The following is a 22,446-nucleotide window of genomic DNA, read 5'->3' on the forward strand; positions in this document are numbered from 1 at the left end:
CCATGAGCGAATACGCAGAACCCGGCGTCATCAACGAGCTGCCCGCCCCCACCCCCAAGGACCTGCAGATTGGTGTGGACATTGGAGGTACCGGCATTAAGGGCGGTATCGTCGACCTGCGCACCGGTAACCTCGTGTCCGACCGTTTCCGCATTGACACCCCCAAGCCTGCAACCCCCGAGGCTGTGGCTGAGGTTGTACGCCGCGTAGTGGATGAGCTGCAGGGCCGCGACCTGGCACCGGACCCCGAGTCCGCTGTCGGCATCGACTTCCCCGCAGTGGTGAAGAACGGCATGGTCTTCTCCGCAGCGAACGTGGACGACTCCTGGATCAACACCGACCTGGAACAGGTCATGAGCGAGGCTCTGGGCGGCCGCACCGTCTACGGCCTCAACGACGCTGACGCAGCCGGTCTGGCTGAGGCAACCTACGGCCAGGGCCGTAACCGTGACGGCCTGATCGCTGTCATCACCCTGGGCACCGGCATTGGCTCCGCCCTCATCAACGACGGCGTGCTGATCCCGAACACCGAGCTGGGCCACCTGGAGATCGACGGCCACAACGCCGAGTCTCAGGCTTCTGCCCGTGCCCGCGAGGTGCACGAGCTGTCCTGGAAGAAGTACGGCAAGCGCCTGTACCGCTACTTCGAGCACGTTCAGATGCTCTTCTCCCCCGACCTGTTCATCATCGGCGGCGGCATCTCCAAGAACCCGGAGAAGTTCATGCCCTACTTTGAGGACCAGATTCGTACCCCCATGGTCATGGCTGCCCTGCGTAACAACGCGGGTATTGTGGGTGCGGCACTGTGGGCTGGCGGCATGCTGCAGGAACGCAAGCGCCGCGGCGAAGCGTAAAGTGTAGCTACAGCTAAAGGGGCTGTTCCTGAGATAGATATCTCGGGAACAGCCCCTTTTTATATGCCGCCGCTCATGTAGCGGCGGCTGAGCTCATTAGCTACTGGGCTGGCCAGTTACTGGGCTAGCTAGTTACTGGGCGATGCGGTCCTCACGCAGACGCGCAATCGCCTCCTCAAAGTCTTCAAGGTTCTCAAACGCCTGGTACACGCTCGCAAAACGCAGGTAGGCGACCGCGTCCAGCTTCGACAGCGGCTCCAGGATGGTCAGACCCACCTCGTGCGCGTTAATCTCCGCCAGACCGCGAGCACGAATCAGCTCCTCAACCTCCTGGGCGAGCTTCGCCAAATCATCCTCACCCACGGGGCGGCCCTGGCATGCCTTACGCACGCCCGCGGCAATCTTCGAACGGTCAAAAGGCTCGGTCACGCCGGAACGCTTAATCACCGAAATGGTGGTGGTTTCAACGGTCGTGAAGCGGCGAGCGCAGGAGGTGCACTGGCGGCGGCGGCGAATTGCGGCGCCGTCATCGGTGGTGCGGGAATCCACCACGCGCGAGTCGGTGTGCTTGCAATAGGGGCAGTACATTCGTTTCTCCTTGGCTGGGCGCGCTAGCGCCCGCGTATACAGCGCTCAAGAATATTTATACCTATTCTACCGTGATATACAGCGGATACACCGTATGTTGTGAGTGAATATACGCTCAGGGTGGACTCTGCTATGCAGAATCCACCCTGTCATTCCCCTCATAGGGGCGTGTTGTTAGCGTCGAATGCAGCTCGGACCGAAAATCGTCTTGATTTCACCGAAGAGGCTCGGGTTCGGTTCCACGCGCACGCTCGCATCCAGCAGCACCAGCTGCTCCTTATCGCGGGTACGCACGAGCATGCGCACATCCGCGGTGCCCTTGTGGTCGCGCAGGGTCTCCTTCAGCTCCTTCAGGTTCTCCTCGGTCACCAGGTACTCGGGTACCACGATGGTGATGGGTGCGGCGCGGCCGTCATCGCTGATTTCCAGGATCTGCAGTTCCTGCGCGCTCATGTTCACGCTGCCGTCGTCGCGGCGCTGCACGCGGCCACGAATCGAGCAGATGAGGTCGTCCGCCAGGGCGGCGCCCATCGTCTCGTAGGCGCGGGAGAAGAACATGACCGTAATGGTTGCGCCCGAGGGGTCTTCCAGCTCCACGGAGGCGTACTGGTTACCGCTGGACTTGGCAATACGGCGCGAAACGCCGGTGAGCATGCCCGCAACGGTGACGGTTTCGCCGTCGCGCACGTGCGAGTCTTCACCAATGATGTCGTGCACCGAATGGCTTGCGGCATCCGAGAGCGCACGTTCCAGGCCACGCAATGGGTGGTCCGAAACGTACAGGCCCAGCATGTCACGCTCAAAGTTCAGCTTCTCACGGCGGTCCCACTCGGGCACGTCGGGGATGGTCACCGTCAGCTCATCACCCAGGGCGTCATCCATGCCGAGGGAGCCGAAGAGGTCGAACTGACCCGCCGCTTCCTTACGTTTGACCGCTACGGCTGCGTCCACTGCCGCCTCATGAATGAGGGACAGCGAACGGCGGGTGTGGCCCAGGTCGTCGAAAGCGCCCGCCTTGATGAGCGACTCGATGGTGCGCTTATTGCACACCTGCAGCGGCACCTTCTTCAGGAAGTCGTTGAAGGACTCGTAGCGGCCCTTCTCCTCGCGGGCGGCAATCATGCCTTCGACCACGTTCGCGCCCACGTTACGGATCGCGCCCATACCGAAGCGGATATCGTCACCGACAGGGGCGAAGGTCAGGGTGGACTCGTTCACGTCCGGCGCGAGCACGGTAATGCCCATGGCGCGGCACTCGTTCAGGTACAGCGCGAGCTTGTCCTTGTTATCGCCCACGCTGGTCAGCAGCGCAGCCATGTACTCCTGCGGGTAATGCGCCTTCAGGTACGCCGTCCAGTACGACACCAGACCGTACGCAGCCGTGTGTGCCTTGTTGAACGCGTAGTCAGAGAACGGCAGCAGAATATCCCAGAGCGCCTTAATAGCGCCCTCAGAGTAGCCGTTAGAAATCATGCCGTCGTGGAAAGTAGCGTACTGCTTATCCAGCTCCGCCTTCTTCTTCTTACCCATCGCACGGCGCAGCAAGTCTGCCTCACCCAGAGTGTAGTTCGCGACCTTCTGAGCAATCGCCATAACCTGCTCCTGATACACGATCAGGCCGTAGGTGGTGTCCAGAATGTCCTTCAGCGGCTCTTCCAGCTCGGGGTGGATCGGCTCGATCTCCTGCTTACCGTTCTTACGCAGAGCGTAGTTGGTGTGCGAGTTCGCGCCCATCGGGCCCGGACGGTACAGCGCCAACACTGCCGAAATGTGCTCGAACTCCTCGGGCTCCATGAGCTTGAGCAACGAGCGCATCGGGCCGCCATCGAGCTGGAACACGCCGAGGGTATCGCCGCGCGCCAGCAGACGGTACGATTCCGGGTCGTCCAGTGAGAGGGATTCAAGGTCCAGGTCGATGCCTCGGTTAGCCTTAATGTTCTCCACCGCATCAGAGATGATGGTGAGGTTACGTAGACCCAAGAAGTCCATCTTGATCAGGCCCAGGCCCTCACAGGTGGGGTAATCGAACTGGGTGATGACCTGGCCGTCGGCTTCGCGGCGCATCACGGGGATCACGTCCACGAGGTCCTTGCTGGACATAATCACGCCCGCAGCGTGCACGCCCCACTGACGTTTCAGACCCTCCAGACCCTTCGCGGTTTCAAAAACCTGGCCGTAGATCTTATCGACCGGGTCCTCAATGAGGGCGCGCAAATCTGCCGCCTCGGCGTAACGCTTATCCTCTTCGTTGTACACGTTCGCCAGGGCAATGTTCTTACCCATGACGTCCGGCGGCATCGCCTTGGTGAGGCGCTCACCGACCGAGTACGGCTGGTCCATCACTCGGGAGGCGTCCTTGAGCGCCTGCTTCGCCTTAATGGTGCCGAAGGTGACGATCTGCGCGACCTTCTCTTCACCGTACTTTTCGGTTACGTAGTCGATGACTTCGCCGCGGCGACGATCGTCAAAGTCCACATCGAAGTCGGGCATGGAGACGCGGTCGGGGTTGAGGAATCGCTCGAAGATCAGGTCGTGGTCGAGCGGGTTCAGGTCGGTAATACGCATCGCGTACGCGACCATGGAGCCTGCACCGGAGCCACGGCCGGGGCCCACGCGAATACCGTTGCGCTTAGCCCAGTTGATAAAGTCGGCGACCACGAGGAAGTAGCCGGGGAAGCCCATGGAGGTAATAACCCCCACCTCGTACTCTGCCTGCTTGCGCACATTGTCGGGAACGCCCTGTGGGAAGCGGTAGTGTAGGCCCTTCTCGACCTCCTTCACGAACCAGGATTCCTCGTTTTCGCCCTCGGGCACGGGGAAGTTCGGCATGTAGTTCGCCTTGGTGTTGAACTCCACGTTGCAGCGTTCAGCGATTTCGAGGGTGTTCTCGCACGCGCCGGGAATGTCGCCGAACAGGGCGTACATTTCTTCAGCCGAGCGCAGGTAGAAGTTATCCGCGTCGAACTTGAAGCGCTTGGGGTCGGTGAGGGTCGAGCCGGACTGCACGCACAGCAGCGCCGCGTGGGCGGTGTGGTCTTCCTGGCGGGTGTAGTGCAGGTCGTTGGTCGCCACGTAGGGCAGGTTCAGCTGCTTGGCGAGGCGGTGCAAATCCTCCTGCACGTTGCGTTCAATGTCGAGGCCGTGGTCCATGACCTCGCAGTAGAAGTTGTCCTTGCCGAAGATATCGCGGAAGTCGCTCGCCGCCTGAATTGCTTCGTCGAACTGGCCCAGGCGCAGGCGCGTCTGGATCTCGCCGGAGGGGCAACCGGTGGTAGCGATCAGGCCCTTCGAGTAGGTCTGCAACACCTCACGATCCATGCGCGGCTTGTACAGCTGACCTTCCAGCGACGCAATCGAGGATGCACGGAACAGGTTGTGCATGCCCTCGGTGGTTTCAGCCCACATGGTCATGTGGGTGTACGCGCCACCACCGGACACGTCGTCACGGGAGCCGTCGCCCCAGCGCACACGCGAACGGTCGGTGCGGTGCGTGCCGGGGGTCAGGTACGCCTCCACACCGATAATGGGCTTGATGTCGTGCGCTTTAGCCTGGCGCCAGAAGTCGAAGGCACCAAAGAGGAAGCCGTGGTCACTGGTCGCCATGGACTTCATGCCGAGTTCTTTAGCGTGGGTGAACAGGTCACCCAGGCGCGCGGCGCCGTCGAGCATGGAGTACTCGGTGTGCACGTGCAGGTGCGCAAAATCTTTGGTTGCCACGGATATCTCCTGAAGATGTGGGCTGGAGTATGGGCGGTGAATGTGAAGCTGTATGCGGCAGCCAGCGGGCGGCTATAGTTGCCGAGCTGTCTAGCCGAGCTGAACTTTGCCCTCGCGCAGAGCGGTCAGCGCATAGGACAGGTCGAGCGGGTACTCGCTGGTGAAGGTCACGCGCTCTCCGGTACCGGGGTGGTCGAAGCCCAGGCGGTGCGCGTGCAGCCACTGTCGGGTCAGACCCAGTTCGGCGCTAAAGCGCGGGTCGGCGCCGTAGGTCAGGTCGCCGCAGCAGGGGTGGCGCAGCGCAGAGAAGTGCACACGAATCTGGTGGGTGCGTCCGGTTTCTAGGTGCACCTCCACCAGCGATGCGGGGCCAAAGGCTTCGAGCACATCGTAGTGGGTGATGGAGTTGCGTCCGTCTTCGACCACGGCGAACTTCCATTCGTTGCCGGGGTGGCGGCCGATGGGTGCGTCAATGGTGCCGCGCAGCGGGTCGGGCAGGCCCTGCACGAGGGTGTGGTAGACCTTGTCCACGGTGCGTTCCTTGAAGGCTCGCTTGAGTTCGGTGTATGCACGTTCGCTACGGGCTACGACCATCAGGCCGCTGGTGCCCACGTCCAGGCGGTGCACAATGCCCTGGCGTTCTGCCGCGCCGGAGGTAGCAACCGAAATGCCCTCGCCCATGAGCGCGGAGATGACGGTGGGGCCGTGCCAGCCGGGTGAGGGGTGTGCCGCCACGCCTGCGGGTTTGTCCACCACAACGATGTCCTCGTCCAGGTGCACGATGCGGAAGCCATCCACCTTTTCGGGGCGGATGTCCGCCAGATCGCGCGGTGCGGGTGCATCGACGACGACCTCATCGCCTGCGGAAAGCTTGTAGGACTTGCCGATTTTCACGGTCTTGCCGTTGTTGGTCACGGTCACGTGGCCGTCACGAATCCACCCGGAGGTGCGGGTGCGCGGCGCATCGAGAGCACCGGCGAGCGCGGCGTCCAGGCGCATACCGGCGAGCGCGCCTTCAACGGTGAATTCAGCGCGGATGCGTGCCGTATCTTCGGCGGCGTTGGTGGTTTCGCTCATGCGGCTCTCCTTCGGATGGTGTTTGCTTTGGTTGTCTGTGTGAGGGGTCGTCTGTGTGAGAACGTCTTAGTAGGCACGTGTGTCGGCAACGTAACCGTCGGCGCGTATGCCGGAACGGGGAGCTACTTGGCGCTCTTCCCTGCCGCATTCTTGTCGTCAGCCTGCACACGGGTTCCGTTGAGGTTCAGGCCCTTGAAGTTCAGCAGAACGATGAACGCCATGCACACGCAGATTGCGGAGTCTGCAATATTGAAAATCGCGAAGTTCGGTACGGAAATAAAGTCGACCACGTGACCGGAACCGAAGCCGGGCTCACGGAAGAGACGGTCAAAAAGGTTGCCGCAGATACCGCCGAGCAGACCGCCCAGCGCGAGGGTCCAGGACAGGGCGCGGGTGCGGCGCAGCAGGTACAGCACCACGGCTGCGGCGGCAACCATGACGAGCGTGAAAATCCAGGTGACGTTCTCGCCCATGCTGAACGCGGCACCGGAGTTACGGATCGAGTACCACCACAGCAGCCCGTCAATAACGGTGATGCGCTCCCCCAACTGCATCTGGGTGACGACCAGGTATTTGGTGCCCTGGTCGATAGCGAACACGACGGCGGCGAGCACGAGCGCGAGGATGCCCGCAGAGCGAGCCGAGAGGATGCGCACGCGGCGTCCGTCAGCCTTTGTAGCGGTGTGTGAGACTGAGGATTCAGCAGTCTTGGGGGTGTTGGTCATAGCTCTCCTCTAGTCTGTGCCGGTTGCTACGCGCCCGAACGCAAACCTGGTGCGGTACCGTTCGATAGTGCCCCTCTAGCTTAGCAAATCGGGGTAGTGCATCGAGTATTCGGCGTGTGCTCTCCCCCGCTTCTCATCCTGTGTTCTCAAGCCGGGCGGAGCAGGCATGAGAATACCGCCCGGTTCTCTCCATCTTCCCCGGTGAATAGCGGTGGAAGAGAAAGAATCCGGGCGGCATACGCTTCAAAGCGTCGTTAACTTAGCAGCGTCGTTAGCTTATTTAAGCATGCTGATTTATGCGGAAGCCTCGATGGACTTGAGGTTCTTCAGCTCCTGAACCTGTGCATCCAGGTGCTGCAGCAGCTTGGAGCGGTAACGGCTCTCGAAGCCGCGCAGAGCCTCAACAGCGATCTCCAGCTCTTCCTTCTCGTCGGTGAGGCGAGAGAGAACCTCTTCGCGCTGCTGCTGAGCTTCGCTCACCATAGCGTCTGCCTTCTTCTCTGCCTCTTCAATCAGTTCAGCCTTAGCCTTCTCGCCCTGTGCCACGTAGTCGTCGTGAACCTTCTGTGCCATGGCGAGCAGTGCCGCCGCGTCCTGAGGTGCAGCCGGTGCCGCCGAGGACTGTGCGGGTGCTACAGCCGCTGCCGGGGAATCGGGTGCGTTTGCAGAGAGCTGCTCAACCTGACGCTCCAGAGCGTCACGCTCGGAGTACAGTGCGCGCAGTTCGACAACGAGCTCGTCCAGGAAGTCGTCGACCTCGTTGCGGTCGTAACCGGACTCTTCGGTGACGATCTTGAAGCTCTTAGTGATCAGGTCTTCGGGGGTGATTGCCATGGGCTTCTCCTCTGGGTATCCCTACGGGGTTTGGTGGTGATGTTGAGTGCCGCGGATTCACCAGCCAGATAGGGCGTGGCCCCAATATTTTAGGGTCCCGATGATTCAGGGCATGGTTATGCCGCGATGCAGTCGTTGGCACCAATTCTACTATTCTTTGGTTTCTGTGCCCGGTTATACGTCGGTTGAATCGTAAAATATTCGCTCGCGCAAGGGTGGGATTCACCACGCGCTGCGTTTATCCCTATCCCCGCCGTAATCAAGCTCGATATCTGCTCGCGGGTGCATTTCGCATGATTCGACGCCGGCTGTATTCGTCTCTCCCCCCCCCTCGCGGGAGGTTCTTCTCGGCCCAGAAATTGGGTACAGAAAACCCCGCCAGCACGTCATCCCATGTCAGGATGCCAAGCGCAAGCGGGGCTCTCATGCCTAGTTCTCGTATCTCTCCGATGGAGGGGCACGTTAGGACAGCTTCGCGGTAATCGTCGTCATGATGTTCAGCAGGAAAGACAGCAGAACAATCAGAATCAGAAAACCGGTATCCAACGCAACGTTACCCACACGCACCGGCGGAATCAGACGACGCAACAGGTTCATCGGCCAGTCCGTCACCGCGTACACGCCGCTAGCGAAGAGCAGAACGATGCCCTTCGGGCGCCATCCCGGAGCGAACATGCGTACCCAGTCAAAGAGCATGCGTAGCAGCATGGAGACGTAGAGAACGTACAGAATAATCGTAATGAGGGCGAAAATATAACCCATCTATCAGTCCTTAGCCCTGGTCGAAGGGGAATTCGCCGTCGGTCTCAAAGCCGGCGGGAACCTCGGAGTTAGCCACGCCCAGAACCTCCAGGTTGGAGGGGGTCAGCAGGAACACCTTAGCGGTGACGCGCTCAATGCGGCCCTCCAGTGCGAATGCCAGACCGGATGCGAAGTCCACCAGGCGCTTTGCGTCTGCGTCAGGCATTTCTTCCACGTTCATAATCACGGGGATGTTCTCGCGGAATGCCTCACCAATGATCTTTGCGTCATTGTAGGAGCGGGGGTGGATAGTGGTGATACGACGCAATTCGTCCTCTTCTTCCTCGTAACCGTAGGTGTATCCGTTGGTTTCTTCGGGCGCGTAGCCCTGTTCGTAGTAGCCGTCGTTGGAGTACGTATCGGCGTACTGCTCGGTGTATTCGGTATTCGGCACCGGGGTGTCCTCCCAATTGTCTGCGCTGGCGTCGTCCCAAGTCTGTTCGGTTTCCGCCAGATCAGCTGTGGTTTCAGGTGTATGAGCGGTGGCGTGTGCCGCTGCATCTACGGTTGCTCGTCCGTCGGCAGATTCTTCTGCGTCCAGATACTCGGTTTCTGTACCGTCATCGTAGCTATCAGCCTGCAGGTACTCTTCCTGTTCAGTATAGGCGGGTTCGTCCTGCAGATGGTAGGTTTCGCTCTGCGACTCGGCATCGCTGTACTGTGCCGAGCCGGGCAGTGCTGAGAGCCTGTTGGCGTTATCGGTCTTCTGCGCTGTAGCAGCCTGCCCTGCGGAGGCGTTCGCCTCCTTGCGGGTGTCAGCCTGCACAGCCTGCGGGGATTCTTCCGGCGTCGCCTCGGCGTCCTGGTATCGTTCCAGGCCGAGGAAACCCGCCAGACGGCTTTGCTTCGCCATGATTCTCTCGCTGTTCTTTGCTTGTGGTGTACAGGGTCTGCCGTGGTGCTTCGTCAGAAGGTGTGCGCGTGACGGTACGTCATGCACCGGCATGTATATATTACCAGCGCCCACCCCGCGCGGGCGGTCAAGGGCACCGATGATTATGCCGCCGCCAGCAGACCCATCAGCTGAAAAGACTAACGGCTAAAGGGCCTAGAGCGCCGGGCGCTTACCCATGATGTCGCTACCCACGCGCACGCAGGTCGAGCCCCAGCGCACCGCCGCTTCCAGGTCGCCGCTCATGCCGGCGGAAATCTCGGTCGCGTGCGGCACCTGCTCACGCACCAGCGAGGCCAAACCATAGAGCTTCTCAAACGCCGCATCCGGGTTCATGCCCAGCGGTGCCACCGCCATCACGCCACCGCAGCGCAGGTGCTCGTGATTCTCGATGCGCTCCACCAGCTCCAGCAGCTCGGAGGCGCTCGTACCGCCGCGCGCGCCCTCGGCGGCATGGCCAGCCGTCGCCACCTCCGCCAGGGACACCTGCACCAGGCAGGTCAGCGCGCCCTGCTCCGCCGCTGCAGGTGCGGGCGCCTCCCCCGCCTCGAAGCGTGCCAGCTGGTTTGCGTACGCCTTCGCCAGCGCGTCCGCCAGGGAGGGGCGGTCCACCGAATGCACGCTGGAGGCGTACTTGACCACAGACTTCGCCTTGTTCGTCTGCAGCTGACCGATAAACGCCCAATGCGGGGGCTGCACCTCACGCTGGGCGCAGTAGGCGGCGAGCTCGCGAGCCTTCGCGCTCGCCTCCTGGTCGCGGTTCTCACCGAAGAGGGTCACTCCCCCATCCAGCAGCGCCGCCGCGTCGGAGGCGGGAAAAAACTTCGTGACCGTCACCAGCTGCACCGGGGCGCTCGCCTCGGTACGCACGGCGCTGTGGTCCTGCTCCGCGGCGCGGATACGCTCAAGCACGCGGCGGTAGTTCTGCAGCAACTGCTCGGCACGTTCGGGAGTGTACTGCAGGTTCTCTTCTACGTTCATTTCAGACATCTTCTCTCCTTCAGCGGCTCTATCTTTAGCGACCCTATCTTTAGCAGCTCTAGGCGGCGGGCTCTGCCGCCTTCTCAACCCACACCAGACCCGCGATACGGCCCGGCTTCTCACCGCGGTTCGTGAACCCGCGATGCGAATACACCTCGGGCTCCTCAAACGTGCACTGCGCACAATCCATGCACACCTCCACGCCTGCATCCTCCAGCACCGCGCGGGCACCGGCGGGCAGATCCAGGCCGGGAGTGTGCTGGCTGGTCACCGCGTGCACCTGCGGAATCAGTTCGGTGGACTCGGTGCGCATCGCCTCGGGCACCTCGTAGCAGCTACCGCAAATGCTCGGACCCAGCCAGGCGGTAATTTTCTCCGCGCCGAGCTGGCGCATCCGCTGCACGGTCTGCTGGAGCACGCCGTCAAGCAGGCCGCGGCGGCCCGCGTGAGCCACCGCCAGGATCGGCTGCCAGTTCTCGACCCGCTCGCCCACCAGGACCACGGGAATGCAATCAGCAACCATAATCGCCAGGGGCACGCCCTCACTACTAATCGCCGCATCGGCGACCGGGGAGTTCTCCAGCACCGCGCGGGCACGCTCAACCGTACGCTCCTGCGGGGCACCGGGTGCGTAGGATTCCACCGCGTAGTCTTCCGGGTAGGCGATCTGCACGCCGTGTACCTGGTTCAGGTAGAAGAACGGGTCGGTACCCAGCGCCTCCTCCAGAGCGGCACGGTGGTTGAGGGTGCGCACCAGGGAGGCGTCCATACCGCCGCCGAGCTCATCGTCCACGTGCAAGCCCAGGTTGCCCGCCGCGCGGGAGGTGAAACCCACCCGCACACGCCAGGGGCCCAGGGTGCGGGTATCGGCAGAGGCAAGCAGCGAAGTTTTGGGGTTATCGCTCATCTTCTATTCCTTCATCAGATGTCAGCGGGTATAACGGCGGGTATAGCAAAGGGGAGCCGAGAACAGCACAATGTGCGTGTTTCTCAGCTCCCCTATAGCTTCATAAGACTCTCAGCCGTGCAACGCCTATGCGTTCACAGCCGGGCAGACTACTTCAGGAAGTCAGGGACATCCAGGGTGTCGCGGCGAGCCGGAGCTTCCTCCACAACCGGGGGAAGGTCAACGTCGAAGCCAGCAGCACCGGTGGAAGCCGGAGCAGCAGCGGGTGCGTTGTAGCCGTAGCCGTTAGCAGCCGGAGCGGTGGAACCGCCGAAGGATGCCTGGGTGCGCTGAGCCTGGGTAGCTGCAGCAGTGGAAGCGTTGGAGTTGGTTTCCGGGTTCACTGCGTCGAAGCCAGCAGCAATCACGGTCACGCGAGCCTCATCGCCCAGTGCGTCGTCAATAACAGCACCGAAGATGATGTTTGCGTCGGGGTGAGCAACTTCCTGAACCAGGCGTGCAGCCTCGTTGATCTCGAACAGACCCAGGTCGGAGCCACCCTGAATGGACAGCAGAACGCCGTGTGCACCGTCGATGGATGCTTCCAGCAGCGGCGAAGCGATAGCCAGCTCAGCTGCCTTCACGGCACGGTCCTCACCGGATGCCGAGCCGATACCCATCAGAGCCGAACCTGCACCCTGCATGACGGACTTAACGTCAGCGAAGTCAAGGTTGATCAGGCCGGGGGTGGTGATCAGGTCGGTAATGCCCTGCACACCGGAGAGCAGAACCTGGTCAGCGGACTTGAATGCGTCCAGCATGGAGACGTTGCGATCCGAAATCGACAGCAGTCGGTCGTTCGGAATAACGATCAGGGTATCAACCTCATCGCGCAGAGCCGCGATACCGGTCTCAGCCTGGTTGGAGCGGCGACGGCCTTCGAAGGTGAAGGGGCGGGTCACCACACCAATGGTCAGAGCGCCGAGGGAGCGGGCAATACGTGCCACGACGGGTGCGCCACCGGTACCGGTGCCACCGCCCTCACCTGCGGTCACAAAGACCATGTCTGCGCCCTTGAGGACTTCCTCAATTTCCTGCGCGTGATCCTCGGCTGCCTGACGGCCAACCTCGGGGTTTGCGCCCGCGCCAAGACCGCGGGTCAGCTCACGACCAACGTCCAGCTTAACGTCTGCATCGGACATCAGCAGAGCCTGAGCGTCAGTGTTGATAGCAATGAACTCAACGCCGCGCAGACCAACCTCAATCATGCGGTTGACTGCGTTGACGCCACCGCCGCCGATACCAACGACCTTGATGACTGCCAAGTAGTTCTGGGGAGTTCCAGCGTCCATGTATTCCTCGATTGTTCCGTGTTCCAGCTTCGGAAGACCCGCAGCTTAATCTAAGCCTGAAGGTTTCCTCTAAAGAATGACTTTATCTGCTAGGATACCAAACTGTTTTTGTCGGTTCCTAGTCACACAGCGCAATTACCCCCTCTTTTTGCGGATTTTACACAAAAAGGGAGGATAAAGCGCCTGAATGGTTCCCCTAACGGGTCACCGGTACGCGCGGGGCGGACACGTCATAGACGGTCACCTTCTGCGTCTGTGCCTCGGAAGATTTCTCCTCCTGAGCACGCTTAGCAATAGCCTGGCGCAGGGAGAGCAGGACCTTAGCCTTCAACTCGCTCTCTTCAGCGGTTCCCCACTGCACCGTAGTATTATCCCTCAAGGTTAGAGTGATACTTGAGGTTGACGTAGCGCCGGCTTCCTTAACCTGAGCTAGAAGTTCAGAGGGCATCGCCGAAAGCGCGGTAGAAATGGTGCGGAACTCAGCCGAAGTCTTCGGGTCATCACCGCTGAAACGAACCAGCGGCACCGACGTATCGGGCTGAGTCGCCGACTCCAGAAGGCTAACACCATCACTATCAACAGTATGGTACGTATCGCCCTGCTTCACAACCGCAACCGCGGTACGCTCCTTCAGAGTCACCACCAGCTCATGCGGCGGACGGCTCTCCACCTGCACGCTACGAATCACGTTATCCTGCCCGATCAGCTCACGCACCTTCTTCTCATCGATGCGAGTGAGCGGAACGCCGCGCAGAGGCTCAAGCTTCTGCTCCACCTGGGTGGTTTCCAGCAGGGACGCGCCGCGCACCGTAATCTTCTGAGTCGCCAACAGGGGCGAGAAGAAGACCAGCACCACATACAGCACCGCAATAATAGCCAGCGCCGAAGCGGTGTACAGCAGCTTACGGGCACGAGTCAGAGGTGCACGCTCCTTACGGGGGCGCTCCTCAGCACGCAGGCCGTCCAGGCCCGGATCCTGACGCAGACGCTCACGGTGAGCCTGACGGCTCGCACGCTCGCGCTCCTTCTCAATCTCCGCTGCACGCTGCTGCTCACGCTCTGCACGCCAACGACCAAAACGGCTCGCGGGGCGGAGCTCTTCAACAGCCCTCTCCCCCGCCTTATCGGCGCGTTCCTCAGCCTTCTGAGCGGCAGACTCTTCGCAAGATTCAACAGAACCGGCAGAAGACTTCTGAACAGAACTCTTCTGCGCAGCCTTCTGATCGGCTACTTCCTTTTCTGCGCTCTTCACCGACTGCGAGGATGCAGGCTGAGCAGAGGCACCCTTGGCGGATGAAATCTTCGACGAAGAATCCTCAAACGCCTCAACATCAAACAGCTCAGGCGCGTGCTCAACCTCAGACACAGTACGACCGGTCATCAGCGCAGAACGCACCGAATCCTTCAAAGACTGTGCCGAAGAATGAACCGCCGCAGCGCTCTTGGACGCCGAAGAATCAGCACCGTTCTGGCTGTGCGACTTATGCACCACCGGCTTACGCGGCATGTGTCGAACGGAGCTCGGAGGCTGAGTAGCGGAAGGCTGGGTAGCGGCAGACTGCGCGCCAGAAGGCTGAGCAGAAGCCTCCAAGGATGCAGCCTCGACAGGCTTCACGGCCTCCACAGACTTCATAGCTTCCGAGGGCTTTGCAGTCCCAGTAGCTTCTGTGCTCTTCACAACCTGAGGCTGGGTGGCCTGCGGCTGAGTCAGCTGAGACTGCGCAGATTCAGCCTGCACAGACTCGGATTTCTTAGCCTCAACCTGCGCATTCTCAGCTACCTGCTGGGCGCGCAAACGAGCACGCGAACGCGGAGCCTTCGGCGCGCGCGAGGAGGAACGCCCCTCCGAAGAGAGACCAGAACTCATCGGCACAGCCTAAGCCTCCGACTTCTTCGACTCGCCACCGTGACGGATTTCCAGGGACTCCAGCAGACGCGCGCCCAAAGCGGTCACGTCGCCAGCGCCAACGGTCATCACAATATCGCCAGCCTGAGCGCAGGTCACAATATCCTCAATAGCGTCCTCAGCGGTAGCGTAACGAACCTCAGAGAAACCAGCACCGGTAATCAGCTCACTGGTCACACCCTCAATCGGCAGCTCACGAGCCGGGTAAATATCCAGCACATGAGCACGATCAGCCATCGACAGGGCCTGCGCAAACTCCTTCGCGAACTCGCGAGTACGCGAGAACAGGTGCGGCTGGAAAATCACGTACAGGTTGTGGCCATCAGCCACGGTACGGCCGGTCTCCAGAGCGCGGAACACCTCGGTCGGGTGGTGCGCATAGTCATCAAAGACCTTCACGCCCGCAACCTCACCGCGCAGGGTGAAGCGGCGGTCAGCGCCCACAAACTCAGCCAGCGCGCGAGCAATATCGGCAGCCTCGTAACCAGAGATCAACGCCGATGCAAAAGCAGCCGAAGCGTTCAACTGGTTATGAATACCGGGCACCTTCAGCGCAAGATCCTGCTCACCCTCATAACGCACACCGTGGCACTCAAAAGACCACGACAGGTGCGACGACGAGGAAGAACCAGCGCTGGTGATCTCACTAATGCGCAGGTCTGCATCCGCCGATTCACCGTAAGTCACCACGGGCACACCCGCCGCACGAGAACGAGCCGCCAAATCAGCCGCGCCCGCATCATCAGCACAGGTCACCACAACACCGTTAGGCGCCAGCGAACCCACAAAACGGTTGAAAGCCTCAAAGACACGCTCATCCGTCTCATAGAAATCCAGGTGATCCGGCTCAACATTCGTCACCACAGCAATAGCCGGGCGGTAACGCACAAACGAGCCGTCCGACTCATCAGCCTCAGCCACAAAAATCGACTCCGGGCCCTGAGCACCCAGGTGAGCGTTCGTGCCGCGACCAGCAATCACAGTACCCACCGCAAACGACGGGTCAGCACCCAGCTGATCAAACATCACAGAAATCATGGAGCTGGTCGTGCTCTTACCGTGAGTACCGGCAACAGCAACCACCTGAGACTCACCCATCACAGCAGCAAGCGCCTCAGAACGATGCAGCACACGCAGACCCTGCGCACGAGCGGCAACAAGCTCCGGGTTATCCTCACGAATCGCAGTAGAAATCACCACGGTATCAACATCCACAATGTTCTCAGCCTGCTGAGGAACACCCACACGAGCACCCGCAGCACGCAAAGACTCAACAGTAGCCGACTCTGCACGGTCAGAACCGCTCACCGTCACACCAGCCTGCAGCATCAGAGCGGCAATAGCGCTCATACCCGCGCCACCAATACCGATGAAGTGCACACGACCCAGCTCGCTCATCTTCGCACGCTCAGGGAACGGCGGGTTCAGCGGTGCCGGCAACACCATCTCAAGATTCATCAATTCAGTCATTACTTCTCAGCTGCCTTCAATACTGCTTCAGCCATAACGCGCGCCGCGTCACGGATACCAAGTTCATACGCCGCAGCGCCCATGCGCTCCAGCTCCTCCGGGTTCGCCATAAGAGCCGGAATCTCACGGGCAAACCACTCACCGGTGACCTCTGCATCCTTCACCAGCAGAGCCGCAGACGCCTCCACCAGAGAACGAGCATTCAGAGCCTGCTCACCATTACCAATAGGAAGCGGCACAAAAATAGCGGGAACACCCACCGCAGCAACCTCACTGACGGTCGCCGCGCCCGAACGCACCAGCAGAAGATCAGCGGCAGCATACACATCCTGCATGCCGTTGCTGAACTCAATCTGGCGGTAATTCGGGGCGCTCAACAACTCGCCGTTCTCATCCAGAACAGCCTTACCCTTGCCGGTAATATGCAGAATCTGGAAGTCCCACTCCGCAAAGTGGTCACGGCACGCCGCCACCGCATTATTCAGGCTCAACGCACCCAGCGAACCGCCCGTCACAATCACGGTCGGCTTCTGCGGGTCCAAGCCCAGGTTACGGCGAGCCTTCGAACGGTGCGCATCACGGTTCAGGTAGGCAATCTCATCCTTCATCGGCATACCCACCAGGGTTGCACGCGGGAAAGGAGTATTAGGGAACGCCACACCGGTGAACTCCGCAAACGTACCACCCAGGCGGTTCGCCAAACCGGGCTTCGCATTCGCCTCATGAATCACCACGGGAATCTTAGCGCTCAACGCCGACAGGTACGCCGGCGGGCACACGTAGCCACCCACGCCAACAACCACGTCTGCATCTGCTTCTTTGAGGATGCGGCGGGTCTTCGACAGGCCACCAAAGAACTTAGCGGGGAAAGCCAAAGCGGCACGGTTAATGCTACGAGGGAACGCTGCACGAGGAATGAACTCAATATCGAAACCAGCTGCCGGAACCAGCTCGGCTTCCATCTTATCCGCAGTGCCCAGCATCAGAATCTTAGCGTTCGGTTCAAGATCACGAACCGCACGCGCAATCGCGAGCATCGGATTAATATGACCGGCGGTGCCACCACCGGCGAAGACTATAGAGGGCGCCTTCTTCGTCATAGGTCTTTCTCCCAACACATCGGTACAGCATCATTTTACGCTATCGCACCTGTTCAAAAGAGCGCCCCCGCCATTGAGCTACAACTCAATAGCGAGGGCTTTATCTTATATTCAGCGCATATTCATCACGGGTAGAGACACGAACCGCAGCTCGTTCCCCCGAATGTCATCCCCCCGATATGCAGGCTTCACGGAGCGGGCTCCGCGGGGTTTAGCCCTGCTTGCGGGTGCCGCGCTGAGCCGAGTTCCGAGCCGCGCCCTGAGCCGGACGCGGTGCCTGCTGAGCGCTGTTCTTCGGAGTACCCTTTGCCTGGGTGCCCTGTCGCGGCGCTGCCTGACGTTGAGCGCCCTGTCGAGGATTACCCAGTCGCTGGGCACGACGCTGACGGTCCTCCGGATGCAACGGCTGCAGACCCGCAGGTAGCGAGCCCGACGGACGGTGCTGTGCGCTACGGGGCTGAGTAGCACGAGGCTGCTGCACTCGCTTCTGAGCAGCAGGTTTCTGAGCAGTAGGCTGCTGAGCGGTACGGGGCTGAGCAGGCTTACCCTGTGCCGCTCGAGTAGAGGCAGTACTCTTCTGAGCAACACGAGTCTGCTGACCGGTACGAGGCTGAGCGGGTGCCTTCTGCGGTGCAGGCTTCTGCGAGGCCTTCTGCTTCTGAGCTTCAGCCTTCTGTTCCGCCTTCACGCGGGCAGCTTCCTCACGAGCCAGACGCGCCTCCTCGCGAGCACGACGCGCCTCTTCTCGAGCCTGCGCCGCTTCCTGGCGCGCCTGTTCCTCCTCACGACGAACCTGCTCCCGAGCCTGGCGCTCCTGCTCCTTCTGCTGCTCACGAGCCATACGAGACAACTCGCGCTGCTGATCCGGCGCAAAACCCAACCAGCGGCGCAACGTGCTCTCCGGACCGAAAACAACCTTCAAAGGATTATGTTCCTTCAACAGGTGGCCACCAGCAGCCGCACGATCTGCCTCTTCCTGATTCAGTACATCCTGCAACGGCGTACGACGCTGCCATTCAGCATTCTCACGACGAACCTCACGCGCGCTCTGGGTCTCGATATTCGACGGTTTCGTCGCGCCACGCAACGGAGTCTGCCGCGCAAACGCCAACAACAAACCTGCCGCAAACAACGAGGACAACAGCGACGAACCACCATAGGAGACAAACGGCAAAGGCACACCAATCACCGGCAAAATACGGGACACCATGCCCATATTGATAATCGCCTGAGAGGTCAACCAAATCATGATGCCGCCCGTAGCCAAACGCACCAGCGGATCAGTAGTACGCAGCATAATACGAACCGCGCAGTACACCAGGCCCACATACAGCAGCAGAACCGCCAGCGTACCCAGCAGACCCAGCTCCTCACCGATAATGGCGAAAATATAGTCGTTATGCGCCTCAGCCAGGTAGTTGTACTTCTGGCGCGACTGGCCCAGACCAACACCCAAGAAGCCACCGGTCGTCAGCGCCACCTCACCAGAATTCGCCTGGTCACAGTTAGCGTTCGTGCACGAACCCCAAATACCGAAAATACGAGCCACACGGTTCGCGCTACTGAGCACACCCACCAGCGCCAACGCCGCAAACGCGCCGCCAATCTTCAGCAGCGAGCTGCGAGAAGCACCCGCCAGCCACATCATGCCCACAAAGATGAAGCCATACACCATGGCGGTACCCATATCGCCACCGAGCATAATCAGTAGCACCAGGGCACCCACACCATAAATCGAGGGGAACAGCGTGCGCCAAATACTGCGAGAAATATCGCCGTGGCGGCTATACACCCATGCCAGCCACATAATAATCGCCAGCTTCGAAAACTCCGACGGCTGAATCTGCACCGGGCCAAGCTTCAACCAGTTACGGTTACCGTTCACCTCAATGCCGACAACCACCACAGCAAGCTGCATGACCAAAGCGGTAGCCAGCATCGCATACACCACAAACTTCTTGTGGTAAACGCCCACCGGAATACGCGTAATACCCGCCATCGCAAGCACGCCAAGGACCAAGAACATGATCTGAGACGAAACCTGCGAGAACGGCGACTGGCCCTGCGAAATCATCGTGACGCTCGAAGCCGACAACACCATAATGCAGCCAAAAATAGCCAGACCCAGGGTCGTCACCAACAGCATCACCGGCACATCCCACAGGTCAGCCTTCAAACCACGACGGTACAACCTACCGGCACGAGCACGGAACGGCGCTGAGAAATCCTCCAAACCGGCTCGCAAAGACGCCCAACGACCACTCGCGGTCGAACGCGCCGAAGAAGCCGAACGCTCCGAAGATGCGCTGGTACTCACATGCCCTCCTATAGGCCTCAACTGCCACGGATCCGTCGTGGCGAATACACGAAAAAGGTTCAGGGGTGGGACACCGTTACCATCCCACCCCCGAGAAGAACCCGCAGAAAGCACCCCGGTCACCCGAGACACCCTCTACAGGCAATATCCTAAGAGTCTGCCAGCTGGGCGGCAACAGCGTTCGCAAACGCATCACCGCGCACCGCATAATTCTTGAACTGGTCCATCGAAGCAGACGCGGGAGCCATCAGCACGGTATCCCCCGGATGCGCCAGCTCAGCAGCCTTCGCAACGGCCGCGTTCATCACGGCAACGCCGTCCGAAGAATCAGCCACAGCGGCGGTCATATTGTAGGTCGGAACCTGCGGAGCGTGGTTAGCCAATGCCGACTTCAACGCCGCAGTATCAGTACCGATAATCAGCACAGCCTTCAGACGCTGCGCGTGGGCAGCAATCAGCTCATCGTACTCAACGCCCTTCGACAGGCCGCCAGCAATCCACACCAGCGAGGGGTAGCCGCTCATCGACGCGTTCGCGGCGTGAGGATTCGTAGCCTTCGAATCGTTCACCCACATGATGTCGTTCGCGTAGCCCACCAACTGGTTGCGGTGCGCACCGGTCTTGAAAGAACGCAGGCCCGCGCCCACAGCCTTCGGGTCAATATCAGCCGCACGGCACAGAGCCGCAGCCGCCAGAGCGTTCTCCACGGTGTGCTTCGCGGGCATCTTACCGGGAGCCGGAGCCAAATCCTCCAGAACCGCCAGCTCATACGCCTCGTTGTAACGGTTCTTCAAGAAGGCGCGGTCCACCATGATGTCCTCAGCCAGGCCGAGCATCGACACGGCGGGCATCTCAGTGGAGCTGAAGCCAATCGCACGAGCGCCCTCAATAACGTCCGCGTTCTCAACCATGCGCAGGGTGTCCACGTGGTCGGTGTTGAAGATGCAGGCAACCTGAGTGTGCTCATACACGCGAGCCTTATCAGCCTTGTAACGCTCGAACGAACCGTGCCAGTCCACGTGGTCCTCAGCAATGTTCAGAACCACCGAAGCGTACGGGGACATCGAATGGGTCCAGTGCAGCTGGAAGCTGGACAGCTCCACCGCGAAGAACTCATAGGGCTCATCGTCGGCAATGGCGTACACGATGGGCATGCCCACGTTGCCTACCTGAATAGCCTTCTTGCCGGCAGCCTTCAGGATGGAATCGACCATACCCACGGTGGTGGTCTTACCATTCGTACCGGTCAGGCACAGCCATTTGGGGGTCGGCAGGCCACTACGCTCGTTTAAACGCCATGCCAGCTCAACATCGCCCCAAATCTGGATACGGCGCTCATAAGCGTCCAGCATCACCGGGTGGTCGGGACGCACACCCGGAGAGGTCACCACGAGCTCGGGTTCCTGACCGTCCACCAGGGGCAGGGCACGCATGTGCTCGGGACCGAACAGGCCCTCAACGTTGCCGTAGGCGTTAGCGTACAGGTCGATGCGTTCACGCTTCTCCGGGGTATCAGCCCCGTCGATGACAACGATCTTCGCACCCAGCTGGGCGAGCACATCGGTCACAGCGTCGCCGCTGGTACCCATGCCCACCACGACCACGCGCAGGTTAGCCCAGGGCGCACCCCAGTGAGTCAGCTCCGCGAGGCGCTCGTTCTCATACACCGGGTTCACCGCAATAGCGGCGGCGTTCGCTTCAATGCGAGCTGTATCCGGCTGTTCATTAGTTGACATTAGTGAATCACTCCAGAAGTCTGCGAGAACCAGTCACCGAAGAACAGCGCCAGGGCAACGAGCACGCAGAGGGCGTTAACAACCCAGAGGCGGAACACGGAGTTCACTTCGCCGCTGCTGACGGTACCGGGGGCAATGCCTCGCTTATCAATTGAGTATTTGCCGTTGACGCCGACCTTCTCCATGTGGTGGTGGAAGGGGGTCATACGGAAGTAACGGTGCGCGTGCAGGGGCTTCTCCCCCGCTGCGACCGAACGCTTACGGCTGGTCTTGAACACGAACTTCTGCACAATCACAGAGAACACTTCCAGCACGGGAATCAGAGCGATGACCAGCAGAAGCAGCTCGGTGCGGGTGAACAGCGCGAAAGCAACCATTGCGCCACCGAGCGCCAGGGAACCGGAGTCGCCCATGAAGATCTGTGCCTTCGACACGTTCCACCAGAGGAAGCCAGCCAGCGAACCCACCAGGGATGCGGCAATCAGCGCCAGTGAACCGGGGTCGCGCACATCGTAGCAGGCGGTGCCAGCGCCAGCGGAGCAGGCGTGTACGTACTGCCAGATGCTGATGGTCAGGTAGCCGGAGAAGATGGTCATCATGATGCCGCCAGCCAGGCCGTCCAGACCATCGGTGAAGTTCACCGCGTTCGTACCGGACAGGGAGATGAGGGTAATCCAACCAACCAGCAGGATGGAACCGAAGACCGCGCCCGCCGCGAACAGGTCAATGGGCAGGTCACGTACGAAAGAGATGGCGGTCGACGCCGGACGAGCACCCGACTCATTCGGGAACTGGAACGCCAGGTACGCAAAGGGCAGGGTCACGCCCAGAAGACCAATGGTCTTCTGCTTCTCGGTCAGGCCCTCGTTGCCCTTATTGCGGAACTTCATGATGTCGTCCGCCGCGCCCACACCGAGCATGCCCAGGGTGAAGGCGATGGTCAGCCACGCGGTAGCGGTCGGTACCGGCGCGGTTCCGAAGAGCAGTGCGCTCACCGCCAGGGTCAAGAAGTAGGCGAGAATCGCCGCGGGGATGAAGATCAGACCCGCCATGGTGGGGGTGCCCGCCTTGTGCTGGTGGGCTGCCGGGCCTTCCTCACGGATGAGCTGGCCAAGGTTGAGGGCCGACATCTTCTTGATGAACACCGGCAGCGCGGTGAGGGAGATGAGGAATCCGAAGATTCCAGCAATCAGCACGGTAATCATAAAGC

At 60.6% G+C, this 22,446-nt stretch carries 16 protein-coding genes and 1 pseudogene; 1 reads left to right on the forward strand and 16 read right to left on the reverse strand.

The window, feature by feature from the left end:
* The first annotated feature begins 2 nt into the window (after window positions 1-2).
* On the forward strand, window positions 3-854 hold the full coding sequence (ppgK, locus tag O3649_RS04715; RefSeq protein WP_049340710.1) for a polyphosphate--glucose phosphotransferase: 852 nt from the start codon (window positions 3-5) through the stop codon (window positions 852-854).
* A 132-nt stretch (window positions 855-986) separates the two neighbouring features.
* Here ppgK and nrdR read toward each other — a convergent pair whose 3' ends face one another.
* From nrdR to mraY, 16 genes and pseudogenes are all read right to left on the reverse strand, one after another.
* Window positions 987-1,442 (reverse strand): transcriptional regulator NrdR, encoded by a 456-nt coding sequence (gene nrdR, locus O3649_RS04720; protein WP_005506525.1) that lies wholly within the window; start codon window positions 1,440-1,442, stop codon window positions 987-989.
* A gap of 174 nt (window positions 1,443-1,616) precedes the next feature.
* Window positions 1,617-5,159: a DNA polymerase III subunit alpha gene (dnaE, locus tag O3649_RS04725; protein WP_070634439.1), complete on the reverse strand. Its 3,543-nt coding sequence runs from the start codon at window positions 5,157-5,159 to the stop codon at window positions 1,617-1,619.
* A 90-nt stretch (window positions 5,160-5,249) separates the two neighbouring features.
* A complete protein-coding gene (locus O3649_RS04730; protein ID WP_005506532.1) occupies window positions 5,250-6,236 on the reverse strand; it encodes an RluA family pseudouridine synthase in 987 nt (328 codons plus the stop codon).
* 122 nt (window positions 6,237-6,358) lie between these two features.
* Entirely contained in the window at window positions 6,359-6,961 is a 603-nt protein-coding gene (gene lspA, locus O3649_RS04735) for a signal peptidase II (protein ID WP_371572991.1), read from the reverse strand.
* A 294-nt stretch (window positions 6,962-7,255) separates the two neighbouring features.
* Window positions 7,256-7,795: a DivIVA domain-containing protein gene (locus O3649_RS04740; RefSeq protein ID WP_303954479.1), complete on the reverse strand. Its 540-nt coding sequence runs from the start codon at window positions 7,793-7,795 to the stop codon at window positions 7,256-7,258.
* Window positions 7,796-8,257: 462 nt separating this feature from the next.
* Window positions 8,258-8,557 (reverse strand): YggT family protein, encoded by a 300-nt coding sequence (locus O3649_RS04745; protein WP_005507764.1) that lies wholly within the window; start codon window positions 8,555-8,557, stop codon window positions 8,258-8,260.
* A gap of 10 nt (window positions 8,558-8,567) precedes the next feature.
* Window positions 8,568-8,879 (reverse strand): annotated as a pseudogene (locus tag O3649_RS04750) (cell division protein SepF); the annotation flags it as partial.
* A gap of 765 nt (window positions 8,880-9,644) precedes the next feature.
* Window positions 9,645-10,478, reverse strand: coding sequence for a YggS family pyridoxal phosphate-dependent enzyme (locus O3649_RS04755; RefSeq protein WP_070687130.1), 834 nt, complete (start codon window positions 10,476-10,478; stop codon window positions 9,645-9,647).
* A gap of 49 nt (window positions 10,479-10,527) precedes the next feature.
* The gene (locus O3649_RS04760) at window positions 10,528-11,376 is read right to left on the reverse strand and encodes a polyphenol oxidase family protein (RefSeq protein WP_371572993.1); all 849 of its coding nucleotides are present in this window, start codon (window positions 11,374-11,376) and stop codon (window positions 10,528-10,530) included.
* Between the two features lie 149 nt (window positions 11,377-11,525).
* On the reverse strand, window positions 11,526-12,707 hold the full coding sequence (ftsZ, locus tag O3649_RS04765; RefSeq protein ID WP_005506541.1) for a cell division protein FtsZ: 1,182 nt from the start codon (window positions 12,705-12,707) through the stop codon (window positions 11,526-11,528).
* Between the two features lie 196 nt (window positions 12,708-12,903).
* Window positions 12,904-14,574, reverse strand: coding sequence for a cell division protein FtsQ/DivIB (locus O3649_RS04770; RefSeq protein ID WP_371572995.1), 1,671 nt, complete (start codon window positions 14,572-14,574; stop codon window positions 12,904-12,906).
* A 9-nt stretch (window positions 14,575-14,583) separates the two neighbouring features.
* Window positions 14,584-16,083: a UDP-N-acetylmuramate--L-alanine ligase gene (gene murC, locus O3649_RS04775; protein WP_049352998.1), complete on the reverse strand. Its 1,500-nt coding sequence runs from the start codon at window positions 16,081-16,083 to the stop codon at window positions 14,584-14,586.
* Window positions 16,083-17,183, reverse strand: a complete 1,101-nt coding sequence (murG, locus tag O3649_RS04780) for an undecaprenyldiphospho-muramoylpentapeptide beta-N-acetylglucosaminyltransferase (RefSeq protein WP_049345226.1) — start codon at window positions 17,181-17,183, stop codon at window positions 16,083-16,085. Before murG ends, murC begins: the two co-directional genes overlap by 1 nt.
* Window positions 17,184-17,394: 211 nt before the next feature.
* Entirely contained in the window at window positions 17,395-19,500 is a 2,106-nt protein-coding gene (locus O3649_RS04785; RefSeq protein ID WP_371572998.1) for an FtsW/RodA/SpoVE family cell cycle protein, read from the reverse strand.
* 149 nt (window positions 19,501-19,649) lie between these two features.
* On the reverse strand, window positions 19,650-21,236 hold the full coding sequence (gene murD, locus O3649_RS04790) for a UDP-N-acetylmuramoyl-L-alanine--D-glutamate ligase (RefSeq protein ID WP_371573001.1): 1,587 nt from the start codon (window positions 21,234-21,236) through the stop codon (window positions 19,650-19,652).
* Window positions 21,236-22,441: a phospho-N-acetylmuramoyl-pentapeptide-transferase gene (gene mraY, locus O3649_RS04795; RefSeq protein WP_049353001.1), complete on the reverse strand. Its 1,206-nt coding sequence runs from the start codon at window positions 22,439-22,441 to the stop codon at window positions 21,236-21,238. The genes murD and mraY overlap by 1 nt, the downstream gene beginning before the upstream one ends.
* Window positions 22,442-22,446: the final 5 nt, after the last annotated feature.

This window comes from Rothia sp. 27098_8_29, assembly GCF_041432785.1.
Lineage (GTDB): Bacteria > Actinomycetota > Actinomycetes > Actinomycetales > Micrococcaceae > Rothia > Rothia mucilaginosa.